Origin of the sequence: Mycobacterium saskatchewanense (genome assembly GCF_010729105.1) — a bacterium.
Taxonomy (GTDB): Bacteria; Actinomycetota; Actinomycetes; order Mycobacteriales; family Mycobacteriaceae; genus Mycobacterium; species Mycobacterium saskatchewanense.
Map to the genome: position 1 here is coordinate 2,746,644 of NZ_AP022573.1, position 24,925 is coordinate 2,771,568.

Annotated in this window: 30 protein-coding genes; 10 read left to right on the forward strand and 20 right to left on the reverse strand. The window is 66.4% G+C overall.

The genetic code is table 11. From position 1 onward, the window contains the following. Positions 1-89 precede the first annotated feature (89 nt). Positions 90-2,234 (reverse strand): 3-hydroxyacyl-CoA dehydrogenase NAD-binding domain-containing protein, encoded by a 2,145-nt coding sequence (locus G6N56_RS12685; RefSeq protein ID WP_085255877.1) that lies wholly within the window; start codon positions 2,232-2,234, stop codon positions 90-92. A gap of 4 nt (positions 2,235-2,238) precedes the next feature. Next, positions 2,239-3,450 carry an acetyl-CoA C-acetyltransferase gene (locus G6N56_RS12690; RefSeq protein ID WP_085255876.1) on the reverse strand — a complete coding sequence of 404 codons (1,212 nt, stop codon included), beginning with the start codon at positions 3,448-3,450 and terminating at the stop codon, positions 2,239-2,241. Between the two features lie 184 nt (positions 3,451-3,634). Here G6N56_RS12690 and G6N56_RS12695 point away from each other — a divergent pair, with 184 nt between their 5' ends. Beyond that, positions 3,635-4,804, forward strand: a complete 1,170-nt coding sequence (locus G6N56_RS12695; protein ID WP_085255875.1) for a pyridoxal phosphate-dependent aminotransferase — start codon at positions 3,635-3,637, stop codon at positions 4,802-4,804. A 4-nt stretch (positions 4,805-4,808) separates the two neighbouring features. Here the strand turns inward: G6N56_RS12695 and G6N56_RS12700 are convergent, their stop codons facing one another. From G6N56_RS12700 to G6N56_RS12715, 4 genes are all read right to left on the reverse strand, one after another. Further along, positions 4,809-5,261: an SRPBCC family protein gene (locus G6N56_RS12700; RefSeq protein WP_085255874.1), complete on the reverse strand. Its 453-nt coding sequence runs from the start codon at positions 5,259-5,261 to the stop codon at positions 4,809-4,811. Between the two features lie 61 nt (positions 5,262-5,322). Further along, complete coding sequence (locus G6N56_RS12705) at positions 5,323-5,778, reverse strand: SRPBCC family protein (protein ID WP_085255873.1); 456 nt, start codon at positions 5,776-5,778, stop codon at positions 5,323-5,325. A 57-nt stretch (positions 5,779-5,835) separates the two neighbouring features. After that, the gene (locus tag G6N56_RS12710; RefSeq protein WP_085255872.1) at positions 5,836-6,915 is read right to left on the reverse strand and encodes a CaiB/BaiF CoA transferase family protein; all 1,080 of its coding nucleotides are present in this window, start codon (positions 6,913-6,915) and stop codon (positions 5,836-5,838) included. Positions 6,916-6,920: 5 nt separating this feature from the next. Continuing rightward, entirely contained in the window at positions 6,921-7,364 is a 444-nt protein-coding gene (locus tag G6N56_RS12715; protein ID WP_085255913.1) for an SRPBCC family protein, read from the reverse strand. A gap of 58 nt (positions 7,365-7,422) precedes the next feature. On the opposite strand from G6N56_RS12715, the gene G6N56_RS12720 reads away from it, so the two are divergent. Beyond that, positions 7,423-9,129, forward strand: a complete 1,707-nt coding sequence (locus G6N56_RS12720) for an alpha-keto acid decarboxylase family protein (RefSeq protein WP_085255912.1) — start codon at positions 7,423-7,425, stop codon at positions 9,127-9,129. Positions 9,130-9,150: 21 nt separating this feature from the next. Here the strand turns inward: G6N56_RS12720 and G6N56_RS12725 are convergent, their stop codons facing one another. From G6N56_RS12725 to G6N56_RS12760, 8 genes are all read right to left on the reverse strand, one after another. Next, positions 9,151-9,330 carry a (2Fe-2S)-binding protein gene (locus tag G6N56_RS12725; protein WP_085255871.1) on the reverse strand — a complete coding sequence of 60 codons (180 nt, stop codon included), beginning with the start codon at positions 9,328-9,330 and terminating at the stop codon, positions 9,151-9,153. Between the two features lie 13 nt (positions 9,331-9,343). Continuing rightward, positions 9,344-9,967, reverse strand: a complete 624-nt coding sequence (locus tag G6N56_RS12730) for a fatty-acid--CoA ligase (protein ID WP_085255911.1) — start codon at positions 9,965-9,967, stop codon at positions 9,344-9,346. 10 nt (positions 9,968-9,977) lie between these two features. Beyond that, the gene (locus G6N56_RS12735; protein ID WP_232069337.1) at positions 9,978-10,508 is read right to left on the reverse strand and encodes a twin-arginine translocation pathway signal; all 531 of its coding nucleotides are present in this window, start codon (positions 10,506-10,508) and stop codon (positions 9,978-9,980) included. 125 nt (positions 10,509-10,633) lie between these two features. Next, positions 10,634-11,560 (reverse strand): Rv1363c family protein, encoded by a 927-nt coding sequence (locus tag G6N56_RS12740; protein ID WP_142280607.1) that lies wholly within the window; start codon positions 11,558-11,560, stop codon positions 10,634-10,636. Positions 11,561-11,707: 147 nt separating this feature from the next. Then, positions 11,708-12,289: a hypothetical protein gene (locus G6N56_RS12745; RefSeq protein ID WP_142280606.1), complete on the reverse strand. Its 582-nt coding sequence runs from the start codon at positions 12,287-12,289 to the stop codon at positions 11,708-11,710. 42 nt (positions 12,290-12,331) lie between these two features. Further along, positions 12,332-13,768 carry a FadD3 family acyl-CoA ligase gene (locus G6N56_RS12750; protein ID WP_085255868.1) on the reverse strand — a complete coding sequence of 479 codons (1,437 nt, stop codon included), beginning with the start codon at positions 13,766-13,768 and terminating at the stop codon, positions 12,332-12,334. Further along, positions 13,765-14,955 carry an amidohydrolase family protein gene (locus G6N56_RS12755; protein ID WP_085255867.1) on the reverse strand — a complete coding sequence of 397 codons (1,191 nt, stop codon included), beginning with the start codon at positions 14,953-14,955 and terminating at the stop codon, positions 13,765-13,767. Before G6N56_RS12755 ends, G6N56_RS12750 begins: the two co-directional genes overlap by 4 nt. A gap of 84 nt (positions 14,956-15,039) precedes the next feature. Then, positions 15,040-15,462, reverse strand: a complete 423-nt coding sequence (locus tag G6N56_RS12760; protein WP_085255866.1) for a lipoprotein LpqH — start codon at positions 15,460-15,462, stop codon at positions 15,040-15,042. Between the two features lie 110 nt (positions 15,463-15,572). Between G6N56_RS12760 and G6N56_RS12765 the strand changes: the two genes are divergently transcribed. Together G6N56_RS12765 and G6N56_RS12770 are read left to right on the forward strand one after the other, a co-directional pair. Further along, complete coding sequence (locus G6N56_RS12765) at positions 15,573-16,319, forward strand: enoyl-CoA hydratase/isomerase family protein (RefSeq protein ID WP_085255865.1); 747 nt, start codon at positions 15,573-15,575, stop codon at positions 16,317-16,319. Then, positions 16,316-16,741 carry an Rv2576c family protein gene (locus G6N56_RS12770; protein WP_085255864.1) on the forward strand — a complete coding sequence of 142 codons (426 nt, stop codon included), beginning with the start codon at positions 16,316-16,318 and terminating at the stop codon, positions 16,739-16,741. The genes G6N56_RS12765 and G6N56_RS12770 overlap by 4 nt, the downstream gene beginning before the upstream one ends. Here the strand turns inward: G6N56_RS12770 and G6N56_RS12775 are convergent. Next, on the reverse strand, positions 16,657-17,379 hold the full coding sequence (locus G6N56_RS12775; protein ID WP_085255863.1) for a TetR/AcrR family transcriptional regulator: 723 nt from the start codon (positions 17,377-17,379) through the stop codon (positions 16,657-16,659). The two genes, G6N56_RS12770 and G6N56_RS12775, sit on opposite strands and share 85 nt — an antisense overlap. A gap of 215 nt (positions 17,380-17,594) precedes the next feature. Between G6N56_RS12775 and G6N56_RS12780 the strand changes: the two genes are divergently transcribed. After that, entirely contained in the window at positions 17,595-18,866 is a 1,272-nt protein-coding gene (locus G6N56_RS12780) for a cytochrome P450 (RefSeq protein ID WP_085255862.1), read from the forward strand. Positions 18,867-18,875: 9 nt separating this feature from the next. On the opposite strand, the gene G6N56_RS12785 is transcribed toward G6N56_RS12780, so the two are convergent. From G6N56_RS12785 to G6N56_RS12800, 4 genes are read right to left on the reverse strand one after another with little or no spacing between them, the layout of a single operon-like run. Further along, the gene (locus G6N56_RS12785) at positions 18,876-19,157 is read right to left on the reverse strand and encodes a cytochrome C oxidase subunit IV family protein (protein ID WP_085255861.1); all 282 of its coding nucleotides are present in this window, start codon (positions 19,155-19,157) and stop codon (positions 18,876-18,878) included. A 3-nt stretch (positions 19,158-19,160) separates the two neighbouring features. After that, positions 19,161-19,733 (reverse strand): cytochrome c oxidase subunit 3, encoded by a 573-nt coding sequence (locus G6N56_RS12790; protein WP_085255860.1) that lies wholly within the window; start codon positions 19,731-19,733, stop codon positions 19,161-19,163. Further along, positions 19,730-20,473 (reverse strand): hypothetical protein, encoded by a 744-nt coding sequence (locus tag G6N56_RS12795; protein ID WP_085255859.1) that lies wholly within the window; start codon positions 20,471-20,473, stop codon positions 19,730-19,732. The genes G6N56_RS12790 and G6N56_RS12795 overlap by 4 nt, the downstream gene beginning before the upstream one ends. Then, complete coding sequence (locus G6N56_RS12800; protein WP_085255858.1) at positions 20,470-21,237, reverse strand: hypothetical protein; 768 nt, start codon at positions 21,235-21,237, stop codon at positions 20,470-20,472. The genes G6N56_RS12795 and G6N56_RS12800 overlap by 4 nt, the downstream gene beginning before the upstream one ends. Before the next feature lie 170 nt (positions 21,238-21,407). Between G6N56_RS12800 and G6N56_RS12805 the strand changes: the two genes are divergently transcribed. Continuing rightward, complete coding sequence (locus G6N56_RS12805; protein ID WP_085255909.1) at positions 21,408-21,923, forward strand: TetR/AcrR family transcriptional regulator; 516 nt, start codon at positions 21,408-21,410, stop codon at positions 21,921-21,923. 163 nt (positions 21,924-22,086) lie between these two features. After that, a complete protein-coding gene (locus G6N56_RS12810) occupies positions 22,087-22,374 on the forward strand; it encodes an Mtp family mycobacterial-type pilin (RefSeq protein ID WP_085255857.1) in 288 nt (95 codons plus the stop codon). Positions 22,375-22,392: 18 nt separating this feature from the next. On the opposite strand, the gene G6N56_RS12815 is transcribed toward G6N56_RS12810, so the two are convergent. Then, positions 22,393-22,809 carry a hypothetical protein gene (locus G6N56_RS12815; RefSeq protein WP_085255856.1) on the reverse strand — a complete coding sequence of 139 codons (417 nt, stop codon included), beginning with the start codon at positions 22,807-22,809 and terminating at the stop codon, positions 22,393-22,395. Between the two features lie 425 nt (positions 22,810-23,234). On the opposite strand from G6N56_RS12815, the gene G6N56_RS29080 reads away from it, so the two are divergent. From G6N56_RS29080 to G6N56_RS12830, 3 genes are all read left to right on the forward strand, one after another. After that, positions 23,235-23,702, forward strand: a complete 468-nt coding sequence (locus G6N56_RS29080) for an Rv1363c family protein (RefSeq protein ID WP_232069287.1) — start codon at positions 23,235-23,237, stop codon at positions 23,700-23,702. Positions 23,703-23,824: 122 nt separating this feature from the next. Next, complete coding sequence (locus G6N56_RS12825) at positions 23,825-24,286, forward strand: twin-arginine translocation pathway signal (protein WP_232069288.1); 462 nt, start codon at positions 23,825-23,827, stop codon at positions 24,284-24,286. Between the two features lie 113 nt (positions 24,287-24,399). Then, entirely contained in the window at positions 24,400-24,915 is a 516-nt protein-coding gene (locus G6N56_RS12830) for an Rv2253/PknI dimerization domain-containing protein (protein ID WP_085255854.1), read from the forward strand. Positions 24,916-24,925: the final 10 nt, after the last annotated feature.

Sequence of the window (24,925 nt, forward strand, 5' to 3'; positions counted from 1 at the left end):
TCTGGACGCGAGGCGCGCGGAGCGAAGACGCCAAGCGGAAAGCCCCCGAACGCGAGCGGTCGGGGGCTTTACCGTTGCGGCGCAGAGACTTACGTCAGCGACTTCGGCGGCAGGAACCGCTCGCCGTACTTGTCCGCCAGCTCGCGGGCGCGGGCCACGAAGGCCTCCTTGCCCGTGCCGGCCGGACCCGAGTACCCGACGATGAACTGCGCGCTACCGCCGGTCCACGGCGGGAAGCCGATGCCCATGATCGAGCCGATGTTGGCGTCGGCGGTCGACGTCAGCACGCCCTCGTCGAGGCACTTCTGGGTTTCCAGCGCCTCGGCGAACAGCATCCGGTCGATCATGTCCTGCAGCGGCGGCTGCGACGAGCCCGACTTGAAGGTCTCCCGCAAGCCCGGCCACAGTCCCGCGCGCTTGCCGTCGACATACTCGTAGAAGCCCGCTCCCTTCAACCGTGAGGGGCGGCCGATTTCGATCATCTTCTCGACGACGGCCTCCGCCGGGTGCGGCTCGTAGGTGCCGCCGGCGTCCTCGACGCCCTTGCGGGTCGCGGCGGCGATCTTGTGCATCAGCTCGAGGTTGAGCTCGTCGGACAGCTGCAGCGGCGGCGCCGGGTAGCCGGCCTGCGAGCCGGCGTGCTCGATGCTGGCCGGCTCCACGCCCTCACCGAGCATCGCGAGCGCCTCGTTGACGAACGTGCCGATGACGCGGCTGGTGAAGAAGCCGCGGCTGTCGTTCACCACGATCGGGGTCTTGCCGATGGCCAGCGTGTAGTCGAACACCCGGGCCAGCGCCTCGTCGGATGTCTTCTCGCCCTTGATGATTTCGACGAGTGGCATCTTGTCGACGGGTGAGAAGAAGTGGATCCCGATGAAGTCCTCCTGGCGCTTCACGCCGGTCGCCAGACCCGTGATCGGCAGCGTCGAGGTGTTGGACCCGAGCAGCGCGTTGGGCTCGACGATGTCCTCGATCTCCTGGAACACCTTGTGCTTGAGTTCCTGGTTCTCGAAGACCGCCTCGATCACGAAGTCGACGCCCTTGAAATCGGCCGGGTCGGCCGACGGCTTGATGCGGTCCAGCAGCGCCTTGCTCTTCTCCTCGGTGGTCTTGCCCCGCTGAAGCGCCTTGGCCTCCAGCTTTTCCGAGTAACCCTTGCCCTTCTCGGCGGCCTCGAGGCTGACGTCCTTGAGCACCACGTCGTAGCCGGCCTTGGCCGACACGTAGGCGATGCCGGCGCCCATCATGCCCGCCCCCAACACACCGATCTTGTTGATCGGGGTCTTGCCGATGCCCTCAGGCCGCGAACCACCGCCGTTAATGTGCTGCAGGTCGAAGAAGAACGCCTGGATCATGTTCTTGGCGACCTGGCCGGTGACCAGTTCGGTGAAGTAACGGCTCTCGATGCGGCTGGCGGTGTCGAAGTCGACCTGCGTGCCCTCGACCGCGGCGGCCAAAATGGCCCGCGGCGCCGGCATCGGCGCGCCCTTGAGCTGCTTGCGCAACAGCGACGGGAACGACGGCAGGATCGCGGCCAGCGCGGGGCTGCTGGGGGTGCCGCCAGGGATCTTGTACCCCTTCACGTCCCATGGCTGCGTGTGCGCCTCGGGGTTGGCCTTGATCCACGCCTTGGCCGCCGGGACCAGTTCGTCCACGCTGCCGACGATCTCGTCGACGAGGCCGTTGTCCTTGGCCGCGGCGGGCTTGAAGCGGGTGCCCTGGCTCAGGACGTTGACGAAGGCGTTCTGGATGCCGAGCATCCGGACCGTTCGGGTGACACCGCCGCCGCCGGGCAGCAGACCCAACGTGACCTCGGGCAGCCCGATCTGGACGCCCTTGACGTCGGCGACGATGCGGTGGTGACAGGCGAGCGCGATCTCCAGACCGCCGCCCAGCGCCGCGCCGTTGATGGCGGCCACCACCGGCTTGCCAAGCGTTTCGAGCGCGCGCAGATCACGCTTGATGTCCTCGACCTCGGCGAAGATCTCGCCGGCGTTCTCCGGGCCGGCGGTGATCATGCTCTTCAGGTCACCACCGGCGAAGAACGTCTTCTTACCGCTGGTGATCACCACGCCGGTGACCGAGTCCTTCTCGGCGACAAGGCGTTCGACCGCCTTGTGCATGGACTCCTTGTAGTGCTCGTTCATCACGTTGGCCGACCCGGTCGGGTCGTCCAACGTCAGCGTGACGATGCCGTCGGCGTCCTTGTCCCACTGAATGGTGTTCTCTGCCATGGTCTTAAACCCTCTCGATGATGGTAGCCACGCCCATGCCGCCGCCGATGCACAGCGTGATCAGTGCACGCCGGGCGCCGCGGCGCTCGAGCTCGTCGACCATGGTGCCCAGGATCATGGCGCCGGTGGCGCCCAGCGGGTGGCCCATCGCGATGGCGCCGCCGTTGACGTTGAGCTTCTCGTCGGGGATGTTCAGGTCCTTCTGGAACTTCAGGACGACCGACGCGAACGCCTCGTTCAGCTCAAACAGGTCGATGTCGTCGACGGCCAGGCCGGCCCGGTCGAGCACCTTCTCGGTGGCCGGGGTGGGGCCGGTCAGCATGATGGTCGGGTCGGCGCCCGTGGTGGCGGTGGCGACGATGCGTGCCCGCGGAGTCAGGCCCTGCGACGTGCCGGCCTTCTCGTTGCCGATAAGCACCAGCGCGGAGCCGTCGACGATGCCCGAGCTGTTACCGCCGGTGTGGACGTGGTTGATCTTCTCGACCCAGTGGTACTTCTGCAGCGCCACGTCGTCGAAGCCGGCCATCGCGGCCAGGCCCTCGAAGGCGGGCTTCAGCTTGGCCAGGCCCTCCATGGTGGTCTCGGGGCGCATGTGCTCGTCGTGGTCGAGGATCAGCAGCCCATTCTGGTCGCGGACCGGTACCACCGACTTGGCGAAGTAGCCGCCCGACCATGCCGCGGCCGCCAGCTCCTGCGAGCGCAGCGCGTACGCGTCCACGTCGTCGCGGGAGAAGCCCTCCATGGTGGCGATCAGGTCGGCGCCGATGCCCTGCGGGACGATGTAGGCGTCGTAGGCGGTGGCCGGGTCGGCCATCATCGCGCCGCCGTCGGAGCCCATCGGAACGCGGCTCATCGACTCGACGCCACCGGCGATCACCAGGTCGTCCCAGCCGGAGCGGACCTTCTGGGCGGCGGTGTTGACGGCCTCCAGCCCGGAGGCGCAGAAGCGGTTGAGCTGCACGCCGCCGACGGTGTCGGGCATGCCGGCCGCGATCACCGCGGTGCGCGCGATGTCGCCGCCCTGGTCACCCACGGGAGACACGCACCCCAGGATGACGTCGCTGATCAGGTTCTCGTCCAGGTCGGGGTGACGCCTGCGCAGCTCCTCGATCAGGCCGACGACCAGGTTCAATGGCTTGACCTCGTTCAACGATCCGTTCTTCTGCTTGCCGCGGGGCGTGCGGATCGCCTCGTAGACGAACGCTTCTTCGGACATGACAACTTCCTTTTCGTTCTCTTCTCGAGAAATGGGGTTTCGGGTCCGTCGTAAACAGTAGGCCCAGTACCAGCACACTAACAGGGGCCCCGGCCAACCTGTTGGTTGGGCGGAAGGGTGCTGGTCACGGCGCCCGGACGTGACACCGCGGCCACGGCAGGCCCGGTGGATAAGCTCGACCACCATGACGGTGTCGAGACTGCGGCCGTATGCGACCACCGTGTTCGCCGAGATGTCGGCCCTGGCATCGCGGGTCGGCGCGGTGAACCTCGGCCAGGGCTTTCCCGACGAGGACGGCCCGCCCGCGATGCTCAAGGCCGCCCAGGACGCCATCGCCGCCGGAGTCAACCAGTACCCGCCGGGCATCGGTGTGGCCTCGCTGCGGGAGGCCATCGCCGAGCAACGGCGACGGCACTTCGGCGTTCAGTACGACCCGGACACCGAGGTGCTCGTGACGGTGGGCGCCACCGAGGCGATCGCCGCGGCGGTCAGCGGCCTGGTCGAACCGGGTTCGGAGGTGCTGCTGATCGAGCCCTTCTACGACTCGTACTCACCCGTGGTGGCGATGGCCTGTTCGCAACGGGTGGCCGTTCCGCTCGTGCCCGATGGACGCGGCTTCGCCGTGGACATCGACGCGCTGCGGCGCGCGGTGACGTCCCGGACCCGCGCGCTGATCGTCAACTCGCCGCACAACCCGACCGGGACGGTGCTGAGCGAAGCCGAACTGGCGGCGATCGCGGAGATCGCGGTCGCCGCCGACCTGCTGGTGATCACCGACGAGGTGTACGAGCACCTGGTGTATGACGGCCACCGGCACCTGCCGCTGGCAGCCTTCGACGGCATGGCCGAGCGCACGATAACGATCTCCAGCGCGGCCAAGATGTTCAACTGCACAGGCTGGAAGATCGGATGGGCCTGTGGCCCTGCGAATCTCATTGCTGGGGTGCGCGCGGCCAAGCAGTACCTGAGCTATGTCGGCGGCGCCCCGTTCCAGCCCGCGGTTGCGCTCGCGCTGGACACCGAGGACGCCTGGGTGGCGGGGCTGCGCCGCTCGCTGCGGGTCCGGCGCGACCGGTTGGCCGAGGGTCTCACCGAAATCGGCTTCGAGGTTCACCACAGCAACGGCAGTTACTTCCTGTGCGCGGACCCGCGGCCTCTGGGATACGACGACAGCACCGCGTTTTGTGCGGCGTTGCCGGAGCGGGTCGGGGTGGCCGCCATCCCACTGTCGGCGTTCTGTGACCCGGACGGCCCGCACGTCACAGCGTGGAATCATTTGGTGCGCTTCACCTTCTGCAAGCGCGACGACACCCTTGACGAGGCACTCGGCCGACTGGCCGCGCTGCGCCGGTAAGCGCCTATGTGACCGGTCCGCCCTCGGTGCCCATGACGCGATCGCGGAGCCCCTCCAGCGCCGAGTGCAGGATCTTCTTGCGGGCCCGGCTGACCCAGAATTCGGGCAGCGGCGCCGACGGTTCGACCGTGATGGTGAACCGCACCCGGGTCTTCTCGTCGCCCTCGCGGGTCAGGTTGTACTCACCGTGCTGACCGTGCTGTTGCGCGGTCTTCGCGGCATCCCACACCATCCAGTCGGGGCCCCAGTGATATTCGAGCATTTCGGTGTCGTGGATGCCCGTCACCGCGATGGTGACCTTGACGTGGTGCGGCCGCCCGTCGGGGTGCTTGTCGACCACTTCGACCCGCTTGTGGACCGACGACCAGAATGGCACGGCGTCCATGTCGGCGAGCGCCTCCATGATCACTTCCGGGGGCGCGTCGATCACGATCTCGGACGAAGCTTGTACGGCCACTGCTATCAAGTTAGCAACCGGAACGCCGCTCGCGAAGCCAAAATCGCGACCGGTCGCGCGGCTACGACTGCTCGCCGGAATCCCCGACACCGGTCACCAATTCGCGCAGACCCTCCATCGCCGCGTCCAGGACGTTCTCGCTCGCCCGCCGGACGATGAACTGCGGTATGGGCCCGGCTGGTTCGACCGTGAGGTCGAACCGCACCCGGGTCTTGTCGAGCCCCTCGGGCTTCAGGGTGTACTCGACGTGCTGGCCATGCTGCTGGGCGGTCCCCTGGGCGTCGTAGACCACCCAGTCGGGGCCCCAGTGATATTCGAGGATTTCCTTGTCGACGAGTCCCAGGATCTTGATCGTCGCTTTGACGTGGTGCGGCCGCCCGTCGGGATAGCGGTCGATCACTTCCACCTGCTTGTGCAGCGGCGACCACGCGGACAGGACAGCCACGTCCGTCAGCGCCTCCATGACCTTCTCCGGCGGCGCGTCGACGACGAATTCTCGTGATGCTTTTACGGCCACTGGGGTCAACCTAGCAATGCCGCCGTGCGACCGGACGGTTCTGACGTAATAGGCGCGCTACCAATTGATCTCGGTGAGGGGTGTGGTGGCCGCGGGTGGGGGCCCGACGGGTCCGGCCGGTGTGCGCGAGAAGCGCGGGGCGGGCGCGGCCTGGTCGGCGCCGTGGGCGGTGATCACCGTCGCGCGCGCCCGCAAGTGGCCGTCGGTGGCGGCCTCACCCCACGTCAACACCGGCGTGACGCACGCATCGGTGCCCGCGAAGGTCCGCACCCACGCGTCACGGGTGCGGCCGGCGAATCGTTCGGCGAAGGTGTCGCGCATCCGCGCGTACGAACCGGTGTCGAGTTGGTTCGGGACCTCGTCGGGCGACAGTTCCAGCCCGCGCAACAACGCGGCGAAGAACTGCGGCTCGATGGCGCCCACCGCCACATACCTGCCGTCGGATGTCTCGTAGCAGCGGTAGAAGGGGGTACCCCCGTCGAGCAGGAAGGATTCACGCCGGTCGCGCAGCGCACCGGTCGACTTCATCGTCCACATCATCTGGGAGAGCAGGCTGACGCCGTCCACCATCGCCGCATCGATCACCTGGCCCCGGCCCGAGCGCTCCCGCTCGTACAGGGCCGCGACGATGCCCACCAGCACCAGCATCGAACCGCCGCCGAAGTCGGCGACGAGATTGAGCGGCGGTGTCGGCGGCCGGTCGGCGTAGCCCATTGCTGACAGCGCGCCGGTGCTCGACAGGTAGTTGATGTCATGGCCCGCCGTGGATGCAAGCGGACCGTCCTGTCCCCAGCCGGTGACCCGCGCGAAAATCAGCCGCGGGTTGACCGCCGCGCAGTCGTCCGGCCCGATGCCGAGTCGTTCGCAGGTGCCGGGCCGGAAGCAGTCGAGCAGCACGTCGGCTTTGGCGGCGAGGTCCACCAGCGTCTGGGGCCGCGCCTTGACGTCCAGGTCGACGATCCGCTTGCCGCGGTGCAGCAGGTCGCGGTCCTCGGCCGGCATAACCACGCCGCCGGGTCGGCGCACCCGCACCACGTCGGCCCCCAGGTCGGCAAGCACCATCCCGGCGTGCGGCCCGGGCCCGATGCCGCCGAGTTCGATCACCTTCACCCCGGCCAGCGGGCCACGGTCGCCCACCCCGGCTACTTGCCCTTCTTCACCGTGAGCACCCGCTCGCGCAGCGCCTTGGTCGCCGAATCGATCGTTCCCTTGACGGCGCGCTTGAGCACGAAGCCGGGCAGCGGCACGTTGGGGTCCGCGACGAGCTCGAATTTGACGAGCGTCTCGGAGCCTTTCGGCACCAGGGTGTACTTGCCGTCCTGCGCCTTCTGCTGCGAGGAGCTGACCAGCGTCCAGCTCACCACGTTGTCGCCCCAGGTGTACGCCACCACCTGCTCGTCGGTGATGCCGGCAACCTTGACCTTCATCCGCACCTTGCTGGGCCGACCATCGTCCCCGGTCTCCAGGACCTCCGCGCTCTGGTGCGGCTCGGACCAGTCCGGCATCGCCTCGAAATCGGCGATGACGTCCAGAATCTCCTCGGGTCCGGCTTCGATGACGATGTCGCGGGATTCTTTGATTGCCATGGCCCGCACGATACTTAAATGGCGTGGCGGCGGGAACGTATTCGACGGGCGTACCGTCATGCATGTGACTGATGCCCATCTGAATTCGTGGTCGGACGACCCCGTCTACACCGTCGGTGACTACCTCCTGGACCGCCTGGCCGAACTCGGCGTCACCGAGATCTTCGGCGTTCCCGGCGACTACAACCTGGCATTCTTGGACCATATCGTCGCCCATCCGGCCATCCGCTGGGTCGGCAGCGCCAACGAGCTCAACGCGGGCTATGCCGCCGACGGCTACGGCCGACTGCGCGGAATGTCGGCCGTGGTAACCACTTTCGGAGTGGGTGAACTGTCAGCGGCCAACGCGATCGCGGGCAGCTACGCCGAACATGTGCCCGTGGTGCACATCGTGGGAGGCCCGTCGAAAGACGCGCAGGGCACCCGGCGGGCGCTGCACCACTCGCTCGGTGACGGGGACTTCGAACACTTCTTTCGGGTCAGTCGCGAATTCACCTGCGCGCAGGCCAATCTGATGCCGGCCACGGCGCGCCGGGAAATCGACCGGGTGCTCAGCGAGGTCCGCGAGCAGAAGCGGCCCGGCTACATCCTGTTGTCCACCGACGTGGCCCGGTTCCCCACCGAACGGCCCGCGGAGCCGCTGCCCCACTATCCCGGCGGCACCAGCCCGCGGGCGCTCGCGCTGTTCGTCGAGGCAGCCACCGAACTCATCGGCGACCACCGGTTGACCGTGCTCGCCGACCTGCTGGTTCATCGCCTGCACGCCGTCAAGGAACTGGAGGCACTGCTGGCGGCCGACGTGGTGCCGCACGCCACGCTGATGTGGGGGAAGAGCCTGCTCGACGAGAGCTCGCCCGATTTTCTGGGCATTTACGCGGGTTCGGCGAGCGCCGAATGGGTGCGCACCGCCATCGAGGAGGCGCCCGTGCTGGTGACGGCGGGGGTGGTGTTCACCGACATGGTCAGCGGTTTCTTCAGCCAGCGGATCGATCCCGCGCGAACCATCGACGTGGGGCAGTACCAGAGCAGCGTGGCCGGCGAAGTGTTCGCGCCACTGGAGATGGGCGCCGCCCTCGAGGCGCTGGCCACCATCCTGGCCCGGCGCGGAATCAGTTCGCCGCCCGTCGCGGCGCCGCCCGCCGATCCTCCGCCGCCTCCCCCGGCGCGTGACCAGCCGCTCACCCAACGGATGCTGTGGGACCGGCTTTGCGTGGCGCTCACGCCGGGCAACGTGGTGCTTGCCGACCAGGGCACCTCTTTCTACGGCATGGCCGACCACCGGCTGCCGCAAGGGGTTACCTTCATCGGCCAACCGCTCTGGGGCTCAATCGGTTACACGCTGCCCGCGGCGGTGGGTGCCGCGGTGGCCCACCCGGACCGCAGGACCGTGCTGCTGATCGGCGACGGCGCCGCACAGCTCACCATCCAGGAACTCGGCACCTTCTCCAGGGAAGGGCTGTCGCCCGTCATCGTGGTCGTCAACAACGACGGCTACACCGTCGAGCGGGCGATCCACGGCAAGACGGCGCCCTACAACGACATCGTCGCCTGGTGTTGGACCGATATCCCACACGCGCTGGGGGTCAGCGATCACCTGGTGTTCCGGGCGCGGACCTACGGCGAGCTCGACGATGCGCTGACCGAGGCCGCCGAGCACCGCGACCGCATGGTCTTCGTCGAGGTGGTGTTGCCGCGGCTGGAGATCCCGCATCTGCTCGGCCAACTCGTCGGGCCCATGGCGCCCGTCGGCGACAGCGACGGCTGACGCGAGCCGCCGTCGGCGACATCAGACGGGGCGCGTGGTCCGTTCCGGCGATCGCAGGATCGCCTGGATGGTCCGCCGGCAGCGCCCGCATTCGGCGCCCGCACCGCACGCCAGGGCCACATCCTTGGTCGTCGACGCCCCGGCTGCGACGACCTCCGTCACAGTCTGGCTGGTGACTCCATTGCACAGGCACACGAACATCGGGCGATCTCGCTCAATCCGCCTCGATACGCATCATGTCGAAGAACCGGCCGACGAAAAGTGGCGGATAGGCACCCACCCCAGCGCCGGACATCCATTCGGCGGCGGCGTCGGGATGGTCGATCCAGTTCCGCGCGCTGTCCTCGTCGGCGAACTCCTGCAGGATCAACACCTCGTCCTCGTCGTCGAAGGCGTGGAACACCCACGTCTTGCGGATTCCCGCCGCGGTGAACCTGTCCATCGCCGAACGGACCTCGGTGACCAGGGCGGAGACGTCGTCAACTCTGGCGATCGCGGCCACCACGACCCCCGGCGCCCCGGAAGTCGCCAGAGGCTCGGCGACGAATCGGTCGATGATCTCGCCCGCGAAGACCGCGGGGATGTCTTCCACGCCGGCGGCGTCGAACCAATCGAAGAAGACCCGAGAGCGGAGTAACTCGACGATCGGCTCCCGGCTGTGGACGCCGATCATCACCAGCACGCGGCGGTGGTCGTGCGTCGAGGTGTAGACGAGGACATGGTGGGCGCCGATGTCGGCGAGGGCCGACTTGTTGCGCTCGAGCAGCGGCCACACCCGCGTGGGGTCCGGGACGCGGTAGTCCGACGCGATGACCATCGAGTGGATCTCGTTCGTCATCGTCACCGCGTTACACCGGGTTGAACGACGAAATGAGCCATTTGCCATCGGCTTTCGTCAACCTGACAGATACGCTGCTGGAGGTGAACGTCGGCTCCGGCCGATCCTTGCTCTGCGTGCTCTGGTTGACGAACAAGAGGACGACGGCCGAATCCGGGCGCAGATCGGACACGGCGGCGCGCAGCACCACCGCGGTGGTCTTGACCGACTTCTGCTTGGCGGCCGGGGCGACGATCTGCTGAGTGAATTGGTCGTAGTAGGACAGGAAGTCGCCGGTCAGATGGGACTTCGCGGAAGAGAAGTCGCGGTCGAGGGTGTCGGGGGAATACGAGAGCACCGCCACGGTTCCCTCACTGGCGGCGTTGATCGCCGACTTCGCCACCGCGGTATCCGTCGCGCTGTCCTGCCGGTAGAAGAACCAGTACGTGGCGCCCAGTAAGGCCAGCGAAGCGACAACGAGGCATGCCAGCGCGGCCGCGAGAATCTTTCCGGACGTCCGCTTCTTCACCCACGCGGCCATGCGCTTCGGCCGACCGGGCATTCCGTCGTGATCGTCCGCGTCCTCGACGGGCGCGGCATCCTCCGGCTCCTCGGCGTCGACCGTCTCCGCGACCTCGTCTTCTCGGTCGATCGCCGCCTTCTCGTCGACCGAGGTTTCGTCAGCGGTCACGGCACGAACTCGACTTTCGCTACCTTGAGCTGGCCACCGTCGCGGGCGACCGTCACGATCAGCCGGTAGTTACGCGGATCCTGTTTGGCACCGGCCGCATTCGTGACCTCCGATGTCGAGGCCACCAGCACCACGGCCGAGTCGTTCGTCATGGTGTCCAGGTCCACCGCGGCGGCCTGGACGCTGCCTTGAGAGACCACCTTGGACTGCTCCACCACCTTGGTGAAGTCGTCCGCCATCTTGAGGAAGTCGTCCTTGAACGTGCCGGTGGAGTTTTCCAAGATCCGCTGCACCCCTTGCTTGGCGTTGTTGAAGTCCAGCGACGTCAAGGTCACGACGCCCTGGCGCGCCGCGGCGGCGAATTCGGCCACCCGCTGGTGCCGCCGGACCGCATCCTCGTGCCGTTTGATCATGTAACCGCTGCCCGCCAGTGCGGCGACGATGACGAGGATGGCGACGGTTGCGCCGACGGTCGACCGCCGGGGTCGGCGCAGCCGGCCGGCGAACCGGCGCCGCCGCGGCGATGGGGCGGACGCTTCCTCGACCTCGGTCTCGCCCGGGGCCTCGGGTTCGACCGGCGCTTCTTCGGTTTCGGCGCTCTCGGGTTCGGCCGCGGACAGTGTCTTCTCCGGTTCCGGGGTGTCGACGACGTCAGCGGCGCGTTCCTCGGACGCCTCGTCCGCAGGCTCCTCCGCCGCCGCCGTCTCCGGGGCTTCGTTCCGAGCTTCGGCGAGTTCGGCCTGGCGGCGCAGTTGAATGGCGCGGGCGCGGGCGCGGGCCGCGGCGGCGAGGGCCTCCGCTTCCACGGCCTCGGCCTCGGCCTGCTCGGCCAAGGCTCTGATATCGGCGACGGAAGTGGGGACGTCGTCCTCGTTCACGGGATCCGATTTCGGGTCGGCGGCATCTTGGCCGGCGCCGCTCACAGCTCACCAGCTCGACAACGAGGCCAGTGCTGACTCAATGCCAAACTCCTCCATCGCTTGACCGCCGTGGCAAGTGAGCACCCTGCCGCCGACTGCTGGGAGACGAAAGCCGGGCAGCGGCCTGCTGTCTCCCGCCGTCGGGCAACCCTACTCGGCACACGCATAACCCCGCGACCACCTGCGCCGATATTCTTCCGCCGTAGGTCGGGCCAACTGAGAGAACAACGTTATCATCGATCGCGACCAATGCCTGCGCCGCCGCGCCAACGGCGGCCCATAAAGCCCTCTCAAACTGCGGAAATGCGGTTCTCCGGCCGCATTGTGGACGGCGCCCGAGGGGTCACGACCGATACCGCTGGGCACGCCGGTGTCGTCGTCCGGCGGCGGAATGGTCGACGGTATGCAGATATTTGATAATCGCGCCAGCAACGGCTCCGGGCTGTTCGGAAAACGGGGCGTGGGCGGCATCGTCGATCGCGGTGGCGCTGAGGCGATCGCCGTACCGAGCGCGCAGGTCGCCCCATTCTTCGCGTTGATGAAACGGGGGCCGAGGGAGGCGATGATCTCGAACACCGGCGCTGTCCCCGCTCCCCCGTAGCGTGCGAGGTGGGCACGATGCACGCAGTCGACTTGCATCGCCGGAGTTTCCGGATACCAGCCGGTCAGCCAGGTCGAGGCATCGTGGCCGGACGCGAAGAAAGCCATCTGCAGCGCGGCCAGCCGGCTCACCTGATGCGCTTTGAGGCGAAAGCGGAGGCGGCTGACCCATGTCTAACGCAATAGGTCTTTGACCACCTTGCCAGTGGCGTTGAGGGGCAGCGCCTCGAGAAATTGCACCGACCGCGGCACCTTGAAGCCCGCCATGCGTTCGCGACACCAGGCGATCAATTCCTCAGCGCTGACAGCGTCTTTCGCGACGACGAAAGCCTTGCCGACCTGCCCGAGCCGCTCGTCGGGTACACCGATGACCGCAGCCTGCGCGACGGCCGGGTGGCTCAGCAGGAAGCCCTCGATCTCGGCCGGGTACGCGTTGAAGCCGCCGACGATGTACATGTCCTTCTTGCGGCCGTTGATCCGGAGCCGACCAGACCAATCGAGACTCCCCAGATCGCCGGTGTGCAACCAGCCGTCGGCGTCGATCGCCCGGGCGGTGGCGGCCGGGTCGTCGAGATAACCCTGCATGACACCGTAGCCACGCACCAGCACCTCGCCATCCTCGGCGACTCGCACCTCGACCCCGTCGCACGGCAGCCCGGCGGTCGTGGCGACGTCCTCGAACGAGTCACCGGGACGGGACAAGGTCACGTTGCCCGCCTCGGTCAGGCCGTAACCGGTCATCAGCGTCTGGAACGGCAGTTCGCCATGGATGCGGCGCACCAATTCGACCGGGATGTCCGCGGCGCCCGTCACCGCCGCCCGCAGGGTCGACAGCCTGTCCTTGTCACCGACCGTCAGCAACGAGTGGTACAGGGTCGGTGGTCCGGGTAGCATCGTAACCCGTTCCCGTTCAACGATATTCACCACAGCCGCAAGGTCGAACACCGCGACCGGCAGCATGGTCGCGCCACGCAGAAAGGACGCGATCAGTCCCGCCTTCAGGCCGAAGGTGTGGAAGTACGGGTTGATCATCAGGTAGCGGTCGCCCTGGCGCAGGTCCGCGAGCGTCGCCCACTCCTCGTACATCCGCAGCGTTTGCCGGTGATGCATCATCGCGCCCTTCGGGCGACCGGTGGTTCCGGAGGTGAAGATGATGTCCGAGGTGTCGGTTCCGTTGACCACCCGCTCGAACGGCGAACCGCCGGAGAGGAAGCTGGACTTCAGATCGATGACCGGCACCCCGGCGGGTGCGGAGTAGCGCTGGCCCAGGAACCCTTGTTGGACCAGAACGGCCTTGGCCCCGCTGCGGCGGATGATGTCACCTGCCTCGTCGGCCTTGAAGCGGGTGTTGACCGGCACGAGCACACCGCCGGCGGTCAGCAGGCCGAACGCCGCGACGATCCACTCCGCCGAGTTGGGCGCCCAGACCGCCACCCGATCGCCCTTGCCGACGCCGAAGTCGGCGAATGCGCCTGCCGCGCAACGTATTCGCTCGACGATCTCGGTGAAAGTGAGGCGCAGCGGACCGTCTACGACCGCTTCCGCGTCACCGAAGCGGTCCGCCGCGCTCGAGACCATCTCGGGGATGGTCTGCCATAGGCAGGCTGTCACACGGTGACGAGCCGGCCGAGGTTTCCGCCCATGATCTTCGCCTGGTCGTCGATCGGCAGGTGCGACAGCGCGTTGATGTAGTAGGTCGGCTCCGCGAGCCCCTCCGGGTGCGGCCAGTCCGAGCCGTACAGCACCTGGTCCACGCCGACGAGGCTGATCAGATCGTCGATACCCTCCTCGAAGAACGGGCTCACGTAGATCCGGTTCTTGACGGTCTCGACGGGGTCGCTGGGGAAGGCCTCGGGAGCCTTCCGGAAAACCTCGGCCAGGCCGTCCAGCAGCGGGGTCATCCACTTCGATCCGGCCTCGACGATCGCGACCTTCAGCTTGGGGTGGCGGTAGAGCGCGCCGTGGATCACCCACGAGCCCACCGCGTCCTGGATCGGCCGCCACTCGTTGAGAATGCCCATCGCATTGGTCTGGAACGGCAGCATCTCCTGGTCGGCACCGTCCCACTCGGAGGTGTACCGGGAGTAGCCGCTGTCGGACGAGTGCATGCCGACCAGCACGTCGTACTCGACGACCCGTTCCCAGAACGGGTCGAACTCGGGCAGCGCGAACGACCGGGGCCCGCGGAAACCGGGAACCGGCGCCGGGCGGATCAGAATGCACCGCGCGCCGCGCTCGACCACCCACTCCAGCTCCTCGATCGCCTTCTCGACGATCGGCAGGGTGATGACCGGGGTGGTGAAGATGCGGTTCTGGTAGTTGAAACCCCAGACCTCGTCGAGCCATTGGTTCAGCGCGTGGATCAGGACGTGGATGGCGATCGGGTCGTCGCGCAACCGCTCCTCGATCAGGCTGGCGAGCGTCGGGAACATCAGGGTGCGGTCCAGGCCCAGTTCGTTCATCTTTTCCAGGCGCGGGCCGGGCTCGAAGAACGCCGGAATCGCGCGCATCGGCTCACCGAACAGTTCGCGTTTGGTCTTGCCCTCCGGGTTGCCGTACTTGAAGTACTCCTCCCAGGCGCCCGGCCGTGCGACGACCTCGAAGGTCGGGTTGGGAATGTAGTTGCTGATCACGCCACGGAGAGCAATCTTGGTGCGCCCGTTGATCTGGACGTACTGGACGTAGTCCTTGTACTCCTTGGGCAGGAACTTGGTCAGCGCCTCCGGCGGCTCGTAGAGGTGGTTATCCGCGTCAAAGAGCGGGAAGGGGACGTCTTCCCGATGCGACAGCTGCCCCATGAAATCCTCCTTCGCAATTTTTGAGAATACTATTCTCTGCGGGCCGTCGCCCGCAACGGGTCGCCGGCGCTCGGTCGAGCGCGGTCAGCAGGTGGCGACGATCTTGAAGGTGGCGCTGGCCGGTTCCGCGGGCTTGTCGCTCTTGTGGCCGTTGGCGGTCCCAGTGATCGTGAACTTGTCCCCGCTGAGGCTCATGCTGGCGCCACCACCGTCGTGCAGCGAGTACATGCCGGTGAAGCCGCCCAGATTCTGGATGCGCACCGACTCGGCGACCAGGGGATCGGTTCGCTGGTCGATGACCACCTTGGCCCCGGCGAAGTCCCCGCCGATGTCGATGGTCCGGTACCACTCCTGCTGGGTGCACTTGACGACGTTCATGTTCGCGTCGTTGCCGTCGACAGTCACCGATGCCGTGCTGGAAAGCTGAGTTTGCGGCTTCGGACTGCAGGCGGCGATGCCGATCAGAGCGAACACTGAGACGGCCGCCACCGTGACGCGATGGGGCATTCGGCCACCTCGATCCTCGACGGCGCAACCTTTCGAGCTGATTCGACGATGTTATTCTCCGCCAAAGAGAATGCCAATATCGGTGCTTTCGTTCGAGGAGCGATACTCCCATGGTGGTTCTGGAGTTCGAGGACGGGTTGGCGGTGCTGACGATCGACCGCCCCCACGCGCGCAACGCCATTGCGCTCGACACCATGGGCCAGCTGGAGGAGGCGCTCACCGCGGCGGCCGGCGCCCGGGCGTTGGTCATCACGGGCGCGGGCGACCGCGCGTTCGTCTCGGGTGGTGACCTCAAGGAGCTCAGCGCGCTGCGCACCGAGGAGGACGCCGCCGCCATGGCAAAGCGGATGCGCTCGGTCTGCGACCAGTTGGCGTCCTTCCCCGCGCCGGTGATCGCCGCACTGAACGGCCACGCCTTGGGCGGCGGCGCCGAGGTCGCTGTCGCCGCCGACATCAGGGTGGCGGCCGACGACGTGCGAATCGCCTTCAATCAGGTCCAGTTGGAGATCATGCCGGCCTGGGGCGGGGCCGAACGCCTGGCCGCGCTCGTCGGGAAGAGCAAGGCATTGCTGTTGGCGGGTACCGGGACCGCCGTAGACGCCGTCGAGGCGGAGCGGATCGGGTTGGTGGACAAGGTGTTTCCGCGCGCCTCCTTCGACGAGGGCTGGCGATCGATCGCCGCATTGCTGGCGCGGCGGCCCGTCGCGGAGATAAAACGCGTAATCAACGGAGTTTCCCCGGACGAGGCGATAGCATCCTTTGCACGGCTTTGGGTTGCCGACGCCCACTGGCAGGCCGCAGAGCGGGTCATGAACCGCACCACCAGTCCGCGCCCGGCAGCTGGAGGAGCGACATGACCACCATTACGAAGAAGCTCATAAGCGCCGGCACAGCACTGCTCCTGCCGCTCTCGGGCCTCCCGGTGAGCGCCGGACCGGCGCAGGCCGACCCGGTCTGGCATCAGGTCGTGTATATCGTCTCGGCCCGAAACCCGGCCTACGTCGACATCTTCTACCAGGATCAGGACCCGGCGGTTTTCTCCGACTACAGCCACAATCCCTATCAGTTCACGCCGCAGGTGCACGCGGACGTCGCCCCCGACAAGCCGTGGGTCCAACCGGTGAACCTGCTGGACCCCGACCACTGGGCGATGGTCACCGTCACCACCGGGCGGGAGCCGGGGACACCCGGCATTCAGTGCGATCTGTCCGTGGACGGAAAGGTAGTGGTTTCCAAGGTCGGCCCAAAGGGCGCGCTCTGTTCGCTGCGCAGTTGGTGAACCACCCACGCAGCCGGCATGTTCGTGCTGGGCTGCGGCTCGCCTTCCAGGCGGCGCAGGTAGCTTTCGACCAGCTCCATCGTTTCGGCGTGACCGGCCGACATCCCGATTGCCTGTTCGAGCACCAGCATCCGCGACAGGCTGGTCATCAGGACGGTCCAGACCACCGGCGGCACGTCGCCACCGCCTTGTTCGGTAGCCGAGCCGTAGCGTTGCAGCGCGGCCGTCACCGCTTCGCGTTGTTGCTCACGAAATCGCTCCGCGTAATAAGCAATCTCGGCACCCATCTCTTTTCGGTGGTTGGCCAGCGCCATGAACTCCATCGAAATCCGGGTGAACCCCGGATCCGTGCCGAATCGCCACAACGCCCACAAAGGTTGGGGCGACTGCAGCGCCCGAGCCTGCACACGGAGGCCTTCCTCGGCGCGGCGGCGAAAGACCTCGAGGAACAGTTCGTCCATGGTGCGGAAGTAGTAGTGCACCAGCTGCGGTTTCAAGCCCGCCTTGTTGGCGAGGCGACGCGAGGTCACAGCGGCGTAGCCCTCGTCGAGCATCAAGCGTTCGGCGGCGTCGAGCAGCAGCCCACGATTCTTCGCGTCCGGCGCTCCGATCCTGCGGGCCGTAGAGGCAGAAGTCATTGGCAGTTGCTCCGAATCTCGACGTGCTCCATGACTACCAAGTGTGGCCCATCCCGGATGTTAGCCAGGGTGTCTCACACAAGCGTTGTCACCTTGACCCTGACAATGACTCCATGCTAAGCAAGTGCTCAGCAATTCGGTATCGACTCGAGCGGCGCGGGGCTCGCCGCTGAACCACCATTCGGCCAACGACGGCTTTTGGAGGCAAGCTCGAGATGAGCACTTACGAAACGATCGACTTCTTCACCGATCCCTCCCTGGTGCCCGATCCGCATCCATACTTCGATTACCTGCGTAGCCGCAATCCCGTGCTGCGGTTACCGCACCACGGCGTGGTTGCCGTCACCGGATACGAGGAAGCCACCGAGATCTACAAGGACACCGACACGTTCTCGAACATCGTGGCGCTCGGAGGGCCGTTCCCGCCGCTGCCCTTCCAGCCGGACGGCGATGACATCAGCGCGCAGATCGCCCAGCACCGCGACTACTTCCCGATGTACGAGCACATGGTGACGATGGATCCGCCCGACCACACCCGCGCCCGGTCCGTGTTGAGTCGGCTATTGACGCCGAGCAGGCTGAAGCAGAACGAGGAATTCATGTGGCGCCTCGCCGACCGCCAGCTCGACGAATTCCTGGTCAACGGCAAGTGCGAATTCATCAGTGAGTACTCAAAACCCTTCGCGACGTTGGTGATCGCCGACCTGCTCGGTGTCCCCGAGGAAGACCACAAGGAGTTTCGCGTCGTCCTGGGCGCCGACAAACCCGGCCGAGTGGGCGGCCTGGACCACGAATCGGTCGGCGTCAATCCGCTGGAGTGGCTAGACGAAAAGTTCTGCACCTATATCGAGGACCGGCGCCGCGAACCCCGCAACGACGTCCTGACCTCCCTGGCGACCGCGAAGTATCCCGACGGATCCACACCCGAGGTCATCGAGGTGGTTCGTTCGGCCACCTTCCTCTTCGCGGCCGGGCAGGAGACTACGGCCAAGCTGCTCAGCGCCGCGCTACAGGTGATGGGCGACCGGCCCGACATCCAACGACGGCTGCGCGAGGACCGCAGCCTGATTCCCGCGTTCATCGAGGAATCACTGCGGATGGACAGTCCGGTGAAAAGCGATTCACGCCTGGCCCGCAGGGCAACCACCGTTGGCGGCGTCGACATCCCGGCCGGCACCGTGGTGATGGTGCTGCCGGGCGCGGCCAACCGCGACCCACGCCGGTTCGATAACCCGCACGAATTCAACCTCGACAGAAAGAACGTCCGCGAGCACATGGCGTTCGCCCGCGGAGTTCACTCCTGCCCGGGTGGACCGCTGGCACGGGTGGAGGGCCGCGTGTCGATCGAACGCATCCTGGACCGGATGGCCGGCATCGCGATCGACGAGTCCGAGCACGGCCCGGCCGACGACCGCCGATACACCTACGAGCCGACTTACATCCTCCGCGGCCTGACCGAACTCCACCTCACGTTCACGCCGCAGTAGCCGCGCCGACTACCGGAGCGCCATGCCCGCGAAATAGCTGCCCAGCAGACACGCGGCGATGAGCGCCACCCAGGCATCGGTGAGGCGGCAGAGCGGGGCGGGCGCCCCCCTCACCTCCATGAACTCCCGAAAGATGATGCGCACCTTGATGAGTGCGATCGCGATCGCGGTCACCGTGGCGGCCACACTGGGCCGCGGCGATCGATGAGAGTGGTCTATCCAAAGATAGGCCAGCGTCAGCGACGCCAGCGTCAGCCAAACGACCAGCAGCCTCTTGCTGAACGAAATCATCGCTCACCTCACCACGTAAAGCAGCGCGAAGATGAGTACCCAGAGGAAGTCGACGGTGTGCCAGTACGTCGCGCAGGTCTCGATGAGTTCCTGGGAACGCCGCGCGGCGCTCTTGAGTTGGTAGACGACGACTCCCAGGGCGACGAAGCCGATCAGGAGGTGCACGAAGTGGATTCCGGTGAGAAAGAAGTAATAGGTGAAGAACTCGTTGCCGGCAATCCCGTGACCCCGGTGGATCTGGCCGGCCCACTCGACGGACTTGGACGTCATGAACGCCAGGCCGAACGCTGCAGTAAGAAAGGCGTCACGCAGCGCCGGTCCGTATGCGCCGGCACGGGCCAACTGGACGCAGCGGGCCACCGACCACGAACTCAGCAGCAAGACGAGGGTGTTGACGATCCCGACGCGTACATCGAGCTGCGCCTGAGCGTGTAGGAAGAGTTCCGGGCTTCGGGCTCGGTAAAACAGATAAAACCCGAAATATGCCGTGAAGATGAGCGTCTCGAAGAGCACGAACGCCCACATGTCGGCTTGGCCGGGCACGAACCTGGCGGACGGGTTCCCACGGTTGGTCATGCCACCGCTTGCGCGGGCAGCGGCCCGCTATCAAAGTCCTCGCGCTGAATCAGCCGCCTGAGTAGGGCGATGAAAACGCCCGTGTAGAGAGCGAACACGACCATGTTTAGCCACCAGGCGATCTGACCGTTCCAGGCCAGGACGCCCTCGCGGAACATCCACGCCGGAGACACGACGATCTCGGTGAGGGCGTTGCACAGGTTCAGGTAGCCGAACCACTTCGGGAACACCCGGTTGTTGTCGATGAGGATGGCGAGCATCCAGATCAGCGACCCGATGAGAAACACCCCCATGGTCCCGACGAATGACAGGAAGGCGAAATCGTAGATCCAGCCCAGCAATTCGGGACTGCGGTCGGGTCGCAAAGCACCCACGGTCAGCGCGATGCAGAGCAGCAGCATGCCCGGGACCGCACTCAGGGAGTACAACACGAGGTAGGAGTATGCGAACGCGCGGCTGACCGACATGCGCCGCATCGAGTAGGCGATGAGCGCGTTGCTCATGGTCGTCATCCCCGTGATGACGAACATGATGGCGAAGCCCACGAGTATGCCGATGTGGTTGTGGCGGAACCACTGCGCCACCCTCGCGGCGTCCCACGCGGGGCTGGGTGGTGGCTGAGCCCGGGTGAGGACGAAGAACACCACGAAGAACAAGTTGTAGAAGACGACGAGCGTCCACCATGCCAACCACAACTCCCGCTTCGCGTGGCGCGGGATTTCCGTCGTCCCGACGCTCACGCATCAACCCGGTCGTCGTCCCGGAGATCGGCACGTTCCCGGTATATGGCCCGTCCGACAACGGTGCCCATCACGGCAATCCATACCGCGATGGCAATGTTCTTCAGCCAGAACGACAGCGCCCCGTCCCACGCCAGGGGACCGGTCAGGGTGAGCCCGACGAACGCCGCCGGCACGAGCGTGGCGGCGATGAGGAGATTGAAGTGGGCGACCCACCGGCCGAATACTGGTTGTGCCGGATCATCGAAATATATTGCCATGGCGAGGATCACGCCTTGCGCGATGAGGAATGGCACCTGACTGGTGAAGGTTATCCAAGCGAGGTCGTTGAACATCTGGGTCAGCTCGGGGCGGCGCTCCGGCCGGAACGCCGCCAACAGCCAGAAGCAATTGGCTACCAGAAAGAGTGTCGGTCCACCCGCGACGCAACCCGCCATGCAGTAGGAGAAGATCGGCGTTCGATGCACCATCCTCCGGATCTGCATGACGATCAGGATCAAGATCGGGATGAGCCCCACGCAGAACCAGTTGAAAAGGATCATGCTGCAACGCACCCCTGCCTGGTGCTCGCGGTAGAAGGCGGCCACCCGCTCCGCCGACATCGTGGGGGACATCGGTGGGGTGAATCCCGGGAACAGCACGAACGCACTGAGCCAGACCATTCCGACTACGGGCAGTGTCCACAGCAGGATCAGTTCACCATCGCGGCGCCGCAACGGATCTCGCGCAACCGCCGGACCGTCGTCCCCGCCGCTGTGGACCATTCGCTGGCTCCTTCCGGCACGCGAGCGCTTGGCATGCCAGCCCGTCAGCGAAGCTAGCCGATCGGCTACCCGCCCGTCAATAGCCGATCGGCTAGTCTCGACGCGTGGAGTCCTTCGAGGGCGGTGATCAATTCCGTGCTGTCGCGCGCAGTCCCGCACAGCGCCGCATCATGGACGCGGCACTGGCACTGATCGCAGAGCACGGCGTCGGCGGAACCTCGCTGCAGATGATCGCCGGTGCGGTTGGCGTCACGAAGGCGGCGGTCTACCACCAGTTCAGGACCAAGGAGCAGATCGTCATCGCGCTCACCGAGCGCGAACTCGGCGGCCTCGAAGAGGCGTTGGAGGCTGCCGAGGCCCAGGACCACCCGTTGCGGGCGCGGGAGCTGTTGCTGGACCGCGTGATCGACCTCGCCGTCGAGCGTCGGGGTGCCGCCAGCACGCTGCAGTTCGACCCCGTCGTCGTACGACTGCTCGCCGAACACGAACCCTTCCAGCGCTTCATCCAGCGGCTCTACACCGTGCTGCTGAACGACGCGGCCGAGGACGCGCGGGTGGCCGCGGCGGTCCTGTCGGGCGCCATCGCGGTCGGCGTCGTGCACCCGCTGGTGGCCGACATCGACGACCAAACCCTGCGCGCGACATTGGGTCGCATCACCCGCCGCATGATCGATGCGGTCGGGTAGCCGTTGTCCGCTTATCTGGCACCGAAATCGCCGCAGTGGTCGCGATTCGCGGCAAAGCACGACCCGCGGGGCGGTCTCGGCGCGTGACACCAGAGGTGCTAGCCGTCGCGTCCCGCGCAAATTCCTTATCCCGGTTAGACGGTTGCTCGGGTACGGTTTTTCCATGAAGACAGTCGCGCGCTTCAGTGCAGTAGCGCTCATGCTCGGTGCCGGCTTCGGCCTGGCGGATATAGGCAGTGCCACAACGGCTTACGCCGACCCACCGTGGCCGTTCGTCGGCTATCACTGGTGCCCGGGCCAGCCCTTCGACCCGGCGTGGGGGCCGCAATGGGATCCGACGACGTGCCACGACGCGCACCATCGCGACCGGGACGGCACGATACACAACGGTGATTACTTCGGGCCCAGCCCCTTTCAGACGTGGCCCGAGCAGCCCAACCCATACCCATGAGTTATGGCGGGAGTTCGGCTAAGTGTCGCCGCGCTCCCAGATCTGGGTTCCGTCATGGGCGTTGCACACCAGGAACAGTCCGTCGGGAGCCTGCGCGACGTAGTACTCCGGGTAGTCGATGCACGAGGAGTTTTCTTCCTTGACGCCCGCCATCGGGGGCGACCGGAACCAGCGGGGCTCATACCTCCGCGGCGAGCCGCAGAACATCAAGCGTCCGGGCTGCGTGGCGAACGACACGTAATAGTCGGCGGTGCCGAACACGTAGTAAGTGGTGTTGTCGCACGGGGCCCCGAGCACTTGGTGCGGCATGATGCCCGGGGTGCAGTCCGGATAATCGCAATTGGCCGGTCCGGCGACCGCTCGCGGCGGCGTCACGGCGCCGAGGCCGGAGAAGAGGACCGCGAATGCGGCGACCGCTCCCACAATGAATCGCACCAGTTCACTTTAAATTACTTTGCCCACCGCTGGGAATAGAATTCCTCGGCTCGAGAGGATGCGCTTCCGATGCCCTCGATATCGGCGCCGGCACACCTCTTAACGGTGATAATGTGGCTCTCCTGTAGTCGCGACGAGGAGGTGATCCAGTGCCGCCGCGCGAACTTCCCGCTGGGGCGCTAGATCCCAACGGTCTCGGCCCCGATGCCGATTCCACGCCACCCGACTCGACGGTCGAGACGGACGAACTTATGCGGGCTGAGGCGCGGGCCCGAGTGGCTCGCGCCCGCGCGATACGGCTGCGTCAGCGTGCGGATACGGTGTCGGGTGGCCGCGCCGCGCCGGCCGCCGTGGGGGGCGCCGAAGCCGAGGCTTGCGCCACACCCTCCCAACGCGACGGTCGGCTTCGTCCCGGCCGGAAGGCTGTGGCCGTCGCCGCTTCGATCGGCGTCGCCTGCTGCGCCCTCACGGCCAGCGGTCTTCTCGCATGGCAGCACCACACTGCCGTTCAGCAAAGGCAGCGCAGCGCGGAGTTCGCCGCCGCGGCCCGGACCGCGGTGATGACGATGATGTCGATGGATCCGAACAAGGCACGAGACGAAATGCAACGTTTCGCCGACGGCACCACCGGCCTTTTCAAGGCAGGCATTCTCATGGGCGCCGAGGATGCCGTCAAGGCGCTCGAGCAGTCGAAAGTCAGTTCCAAGGGCGCCGTGCGTGACGTCGCCGTGGAGTCTATGACCGACAGTTCGGCCGTTGTACTCGTCGCCGCCAAAACGGAATTCACCAAGCCCGGTGAAGCCAAGCCGGCGTCGCGTTCACTGCGGCTCGTCATCACCGTCGAGCGCGACGGGGGCCAACTGAAGGTCTCTCGAGTCGAGTTCGTGCCGTGACGACCGGCATAGAGGCGGTCGCGGCGCCAGAACGTAAGCCGTTCCGGGGCCGGCAATCCGGACGCCTAGCCGGTGTGATTCGGCGCTGGACGCGTCGCTGCCTGGCGGCATGGCGTCCGATCGTGCTGACGCTGCTGCTCGTTGGGGCAATCGGTTTCGGCGCCGGTTACTTCTACTTCGTCTATCGCCCGGACGTGCAGACCGACAACGCCGCGGCCCACCAGGCCGTCAAGGCGGCAGGCGACGGTGCGGTGGCCCTGCTGTCCTACTCGCCCGCGACCCTGGAGCGGGATTTCGCGAATGCCAGGTCCCGGGTCACCGAGGATTATCTGCCCTACTATCAGCGGTTTGCCGACCAGATTGTGGGGCCGGCCGCGCAGCGCGGCCAGGTCACGACCACCGCCTCGGTGGTCCGGGCCGCCGTGTCGGAAATTCATCCCGTGTCGGCCGTGGTGCTGGTGTTCGTCAAGCAGAAGACGGCCAGCAAGGAAAGGCCCGATCCGGTGGTGACTTCGAGCAGCCTGCGGGTGACCCTGGCAAAGGTCAAGGGATCCTGGCTTATCGAGAAATTCGATGCCGTATGAGCGTGCCCTCGCGCTTTCACTGAACCATTCCGTGATATGCGCCGGCGGTGTTAGTCTGTGAATTCGATTTCACCGGACAATAACCGGTATTTAGCGCGTCAAGGAGCAGTGCGATGCGTTCGACGAATATGCCGGCCGGCGTGGCATTGGCGGCCGCCGGAGTCATCGCCGGCCTTGGCATGGCTCCGACGGCACGGGCGTACGACCCCGCCGTCAACGGGACATTCACCGCGACCGTCATCGGCGACTGGGCCAGAACCAACACCATTTATCACCAAGAGGCGGTAGTGCGGAGCACCTGGAAGATCACCTCGTCCTGCTCAACCGCGCAGGACTGCAAGGGCCAGGTGGTCAGCGACCAGGGCTGGACCGCCCCGCTCAGCATGCACGACGGCCTCAACTGGTATGTCAAACGCGACATCCCGAATTGGGAAACCTGTCCCGACGGCTCGTCATTCACCGGTCACGACGTGGTCTATTTCTATCCGGCGAACCCCGACACCGGCGAGAACGTGCTGGGATCGTCCACCATGGCCGGACGGGAGAAGACGACCGGCCCGGTCGGCGTGTGCGGTACCAACGCTCCGCTGTACATCGAGCAGCCGATCAGGCTGGACAGGATCGGCTGACCCGCCCAGC

What these genes read in the sequence shown, in the direction of transcription:
- G6N56_RS12800 (WP_085255858.1), bottom strand. Translation starts at nt 21,237, where the DNA reads ATGGTCCACAGCGGCGGGGACGACGGTCCGGCGGTTGCGCGAGATCCG.
- G6N56_RS12810 (WP_085255857.1), top strand. Translation starts at nt 22,087, where the DNA reads ATGAAGACAGTCGCGCGCTTCAGTGCAGTAGCGCTCATGCTCGGTGCC.
- G6N56_RS12730 (WP_085255911.1), bottom strand. Translation starts at nt 9,967, where the DNA reads ATGACGAACGAGATCCACTCGATGGTCATCGCGTCGGACTACCGCGTC.
- G6N56_RS12780 (WP_085255862.1), top strand. Translation starts at nt 17,595, where the DNA reads ATGAGCACTTACGAAACGATCGACTTCTTCACCGATCCCTCCCTGGTG.
- G6N56_RS12690 (WP_085255876.1), bottom strand. Translation starts at nt 3,450, where the DNA reads ATGTCCGAAGAAGCGTTCGTCTACGAGGCGATCCGCACGCCCCGCGGC.
- G6N56_RS12715 (WP_085255913.1), bottom strand. Translation starts at nt 7,364, where the DNA reads ATGGCAATCAAAGAATCCCGCGACATCGTCATCGAAGCCGGACCCGAG.
- G6N56_RS12755 (WP_085255867.1), bottom strand. Translation starts at nt 14,955, where the DNA reads ATGGGGCAGCTGTCGCATCGGGAAGACGTCCCCTTCCCGCTCTTTGAC.
- G6N56_RS12685 (WP_085255877.1), bottom strand. Translation starts at nt 2,234, where the DNA reads ATGGCAGAGAACACCATTCAGTGGGACAAGGACGCCGACGGCATCGTC.
- G6N56_RS12735 (WP_232069337.1), bottom strand. Translation starts at nt 10,508, where the DNA reads ATGCCCGGTCGGCCGAAGCGCATGGCCGCGTGGGTGAAGAAGCGGACG.
- G6N56_RS12805 (WP_085255909.1), top strand. Translation starts at nt 21,408, where the DNA reads ATGGACGCGGCACTGGCACTGATCGCAGAGCACGGCGTCGGCGGAACC.
- G6N56_RS12695 (WP_085255875.1), top strand. Translation starts at nt 3,635, where the DNA reads ATGACGGTGTCGAGACTGCGGCCGTATGCGACCACCGTGTTCGCCGAG.
- G6N56_RS12775 (WP_085255863.1), bottom strand. Translation starts at nt 17,379, where the DNA reads ATGACTTCTGCCTCTACGGCCCGCAGGATCGGAGCGCCGGACGCGAAG.
- G6N56_RS12720 (WP_085255912.1), top strand. Translation starts at nt 7,423, where the DNA reads ATGCATGTGACTGATGCCCATCTGAATTCGTGGTCGGACGACCCCGTC.
- G6N56_RS12830 (WP_085255854.1), top strand. Translation starts at nt 24,400, where the DNA reads ATGCGTTCGACGAATATGCCGGCCGGCGTGGCATTGGCGGCCGCCGGA.
- G6N56_RS12790 (WP_085255860.1), bottom strand. Translation starts at nt 19,733, where the DNA reads ATGACCAACCGTGGGAACCCGTCCGCCAGGTTCGTGCCCGGCCAAGCC.
- G6N56_RS12760 (WP_085255866.1), bottom strand. Translation starts at nt 15,462, where the DNA reads ATGCCCCATCGCGTCACGGTGGCGGCCGTCTCAGTGTTCGCTCTGATC.
- G6N56_RS12725 (WP_085255871.1), bottom strand. Translation starts at nt 9,330, where the DNA reads ATGTTCGTGTGCCTGTGCAATGGAGTCACCAGCCAGACTGTGACGGAG.
- G6N56_RS12765 (WP_085255865.1), top strand. Translation starts at nt 15,573, where the DNA reads ATGGTGGTTCTGGAGTTCGAGGACGGGTTGGCGGTGCTGACGATCGAC.
- G6N56_RS12785 (WP_085255861.1), bottom strand. Translation starts at nt 19,157, where the DNA reads ATGATTTCGTTCAGCAAGAGGCTGCTGGTCGTTTGGCTGACGCTGGCG.
- G6N56_RS12770 (WP_085255864.1), top strand. Translation starts at nt 16,316, where the DNA reads ATGACCACCATTACGAAGAAGCTCATAAGCGCCGGCACAGCACTGCTC.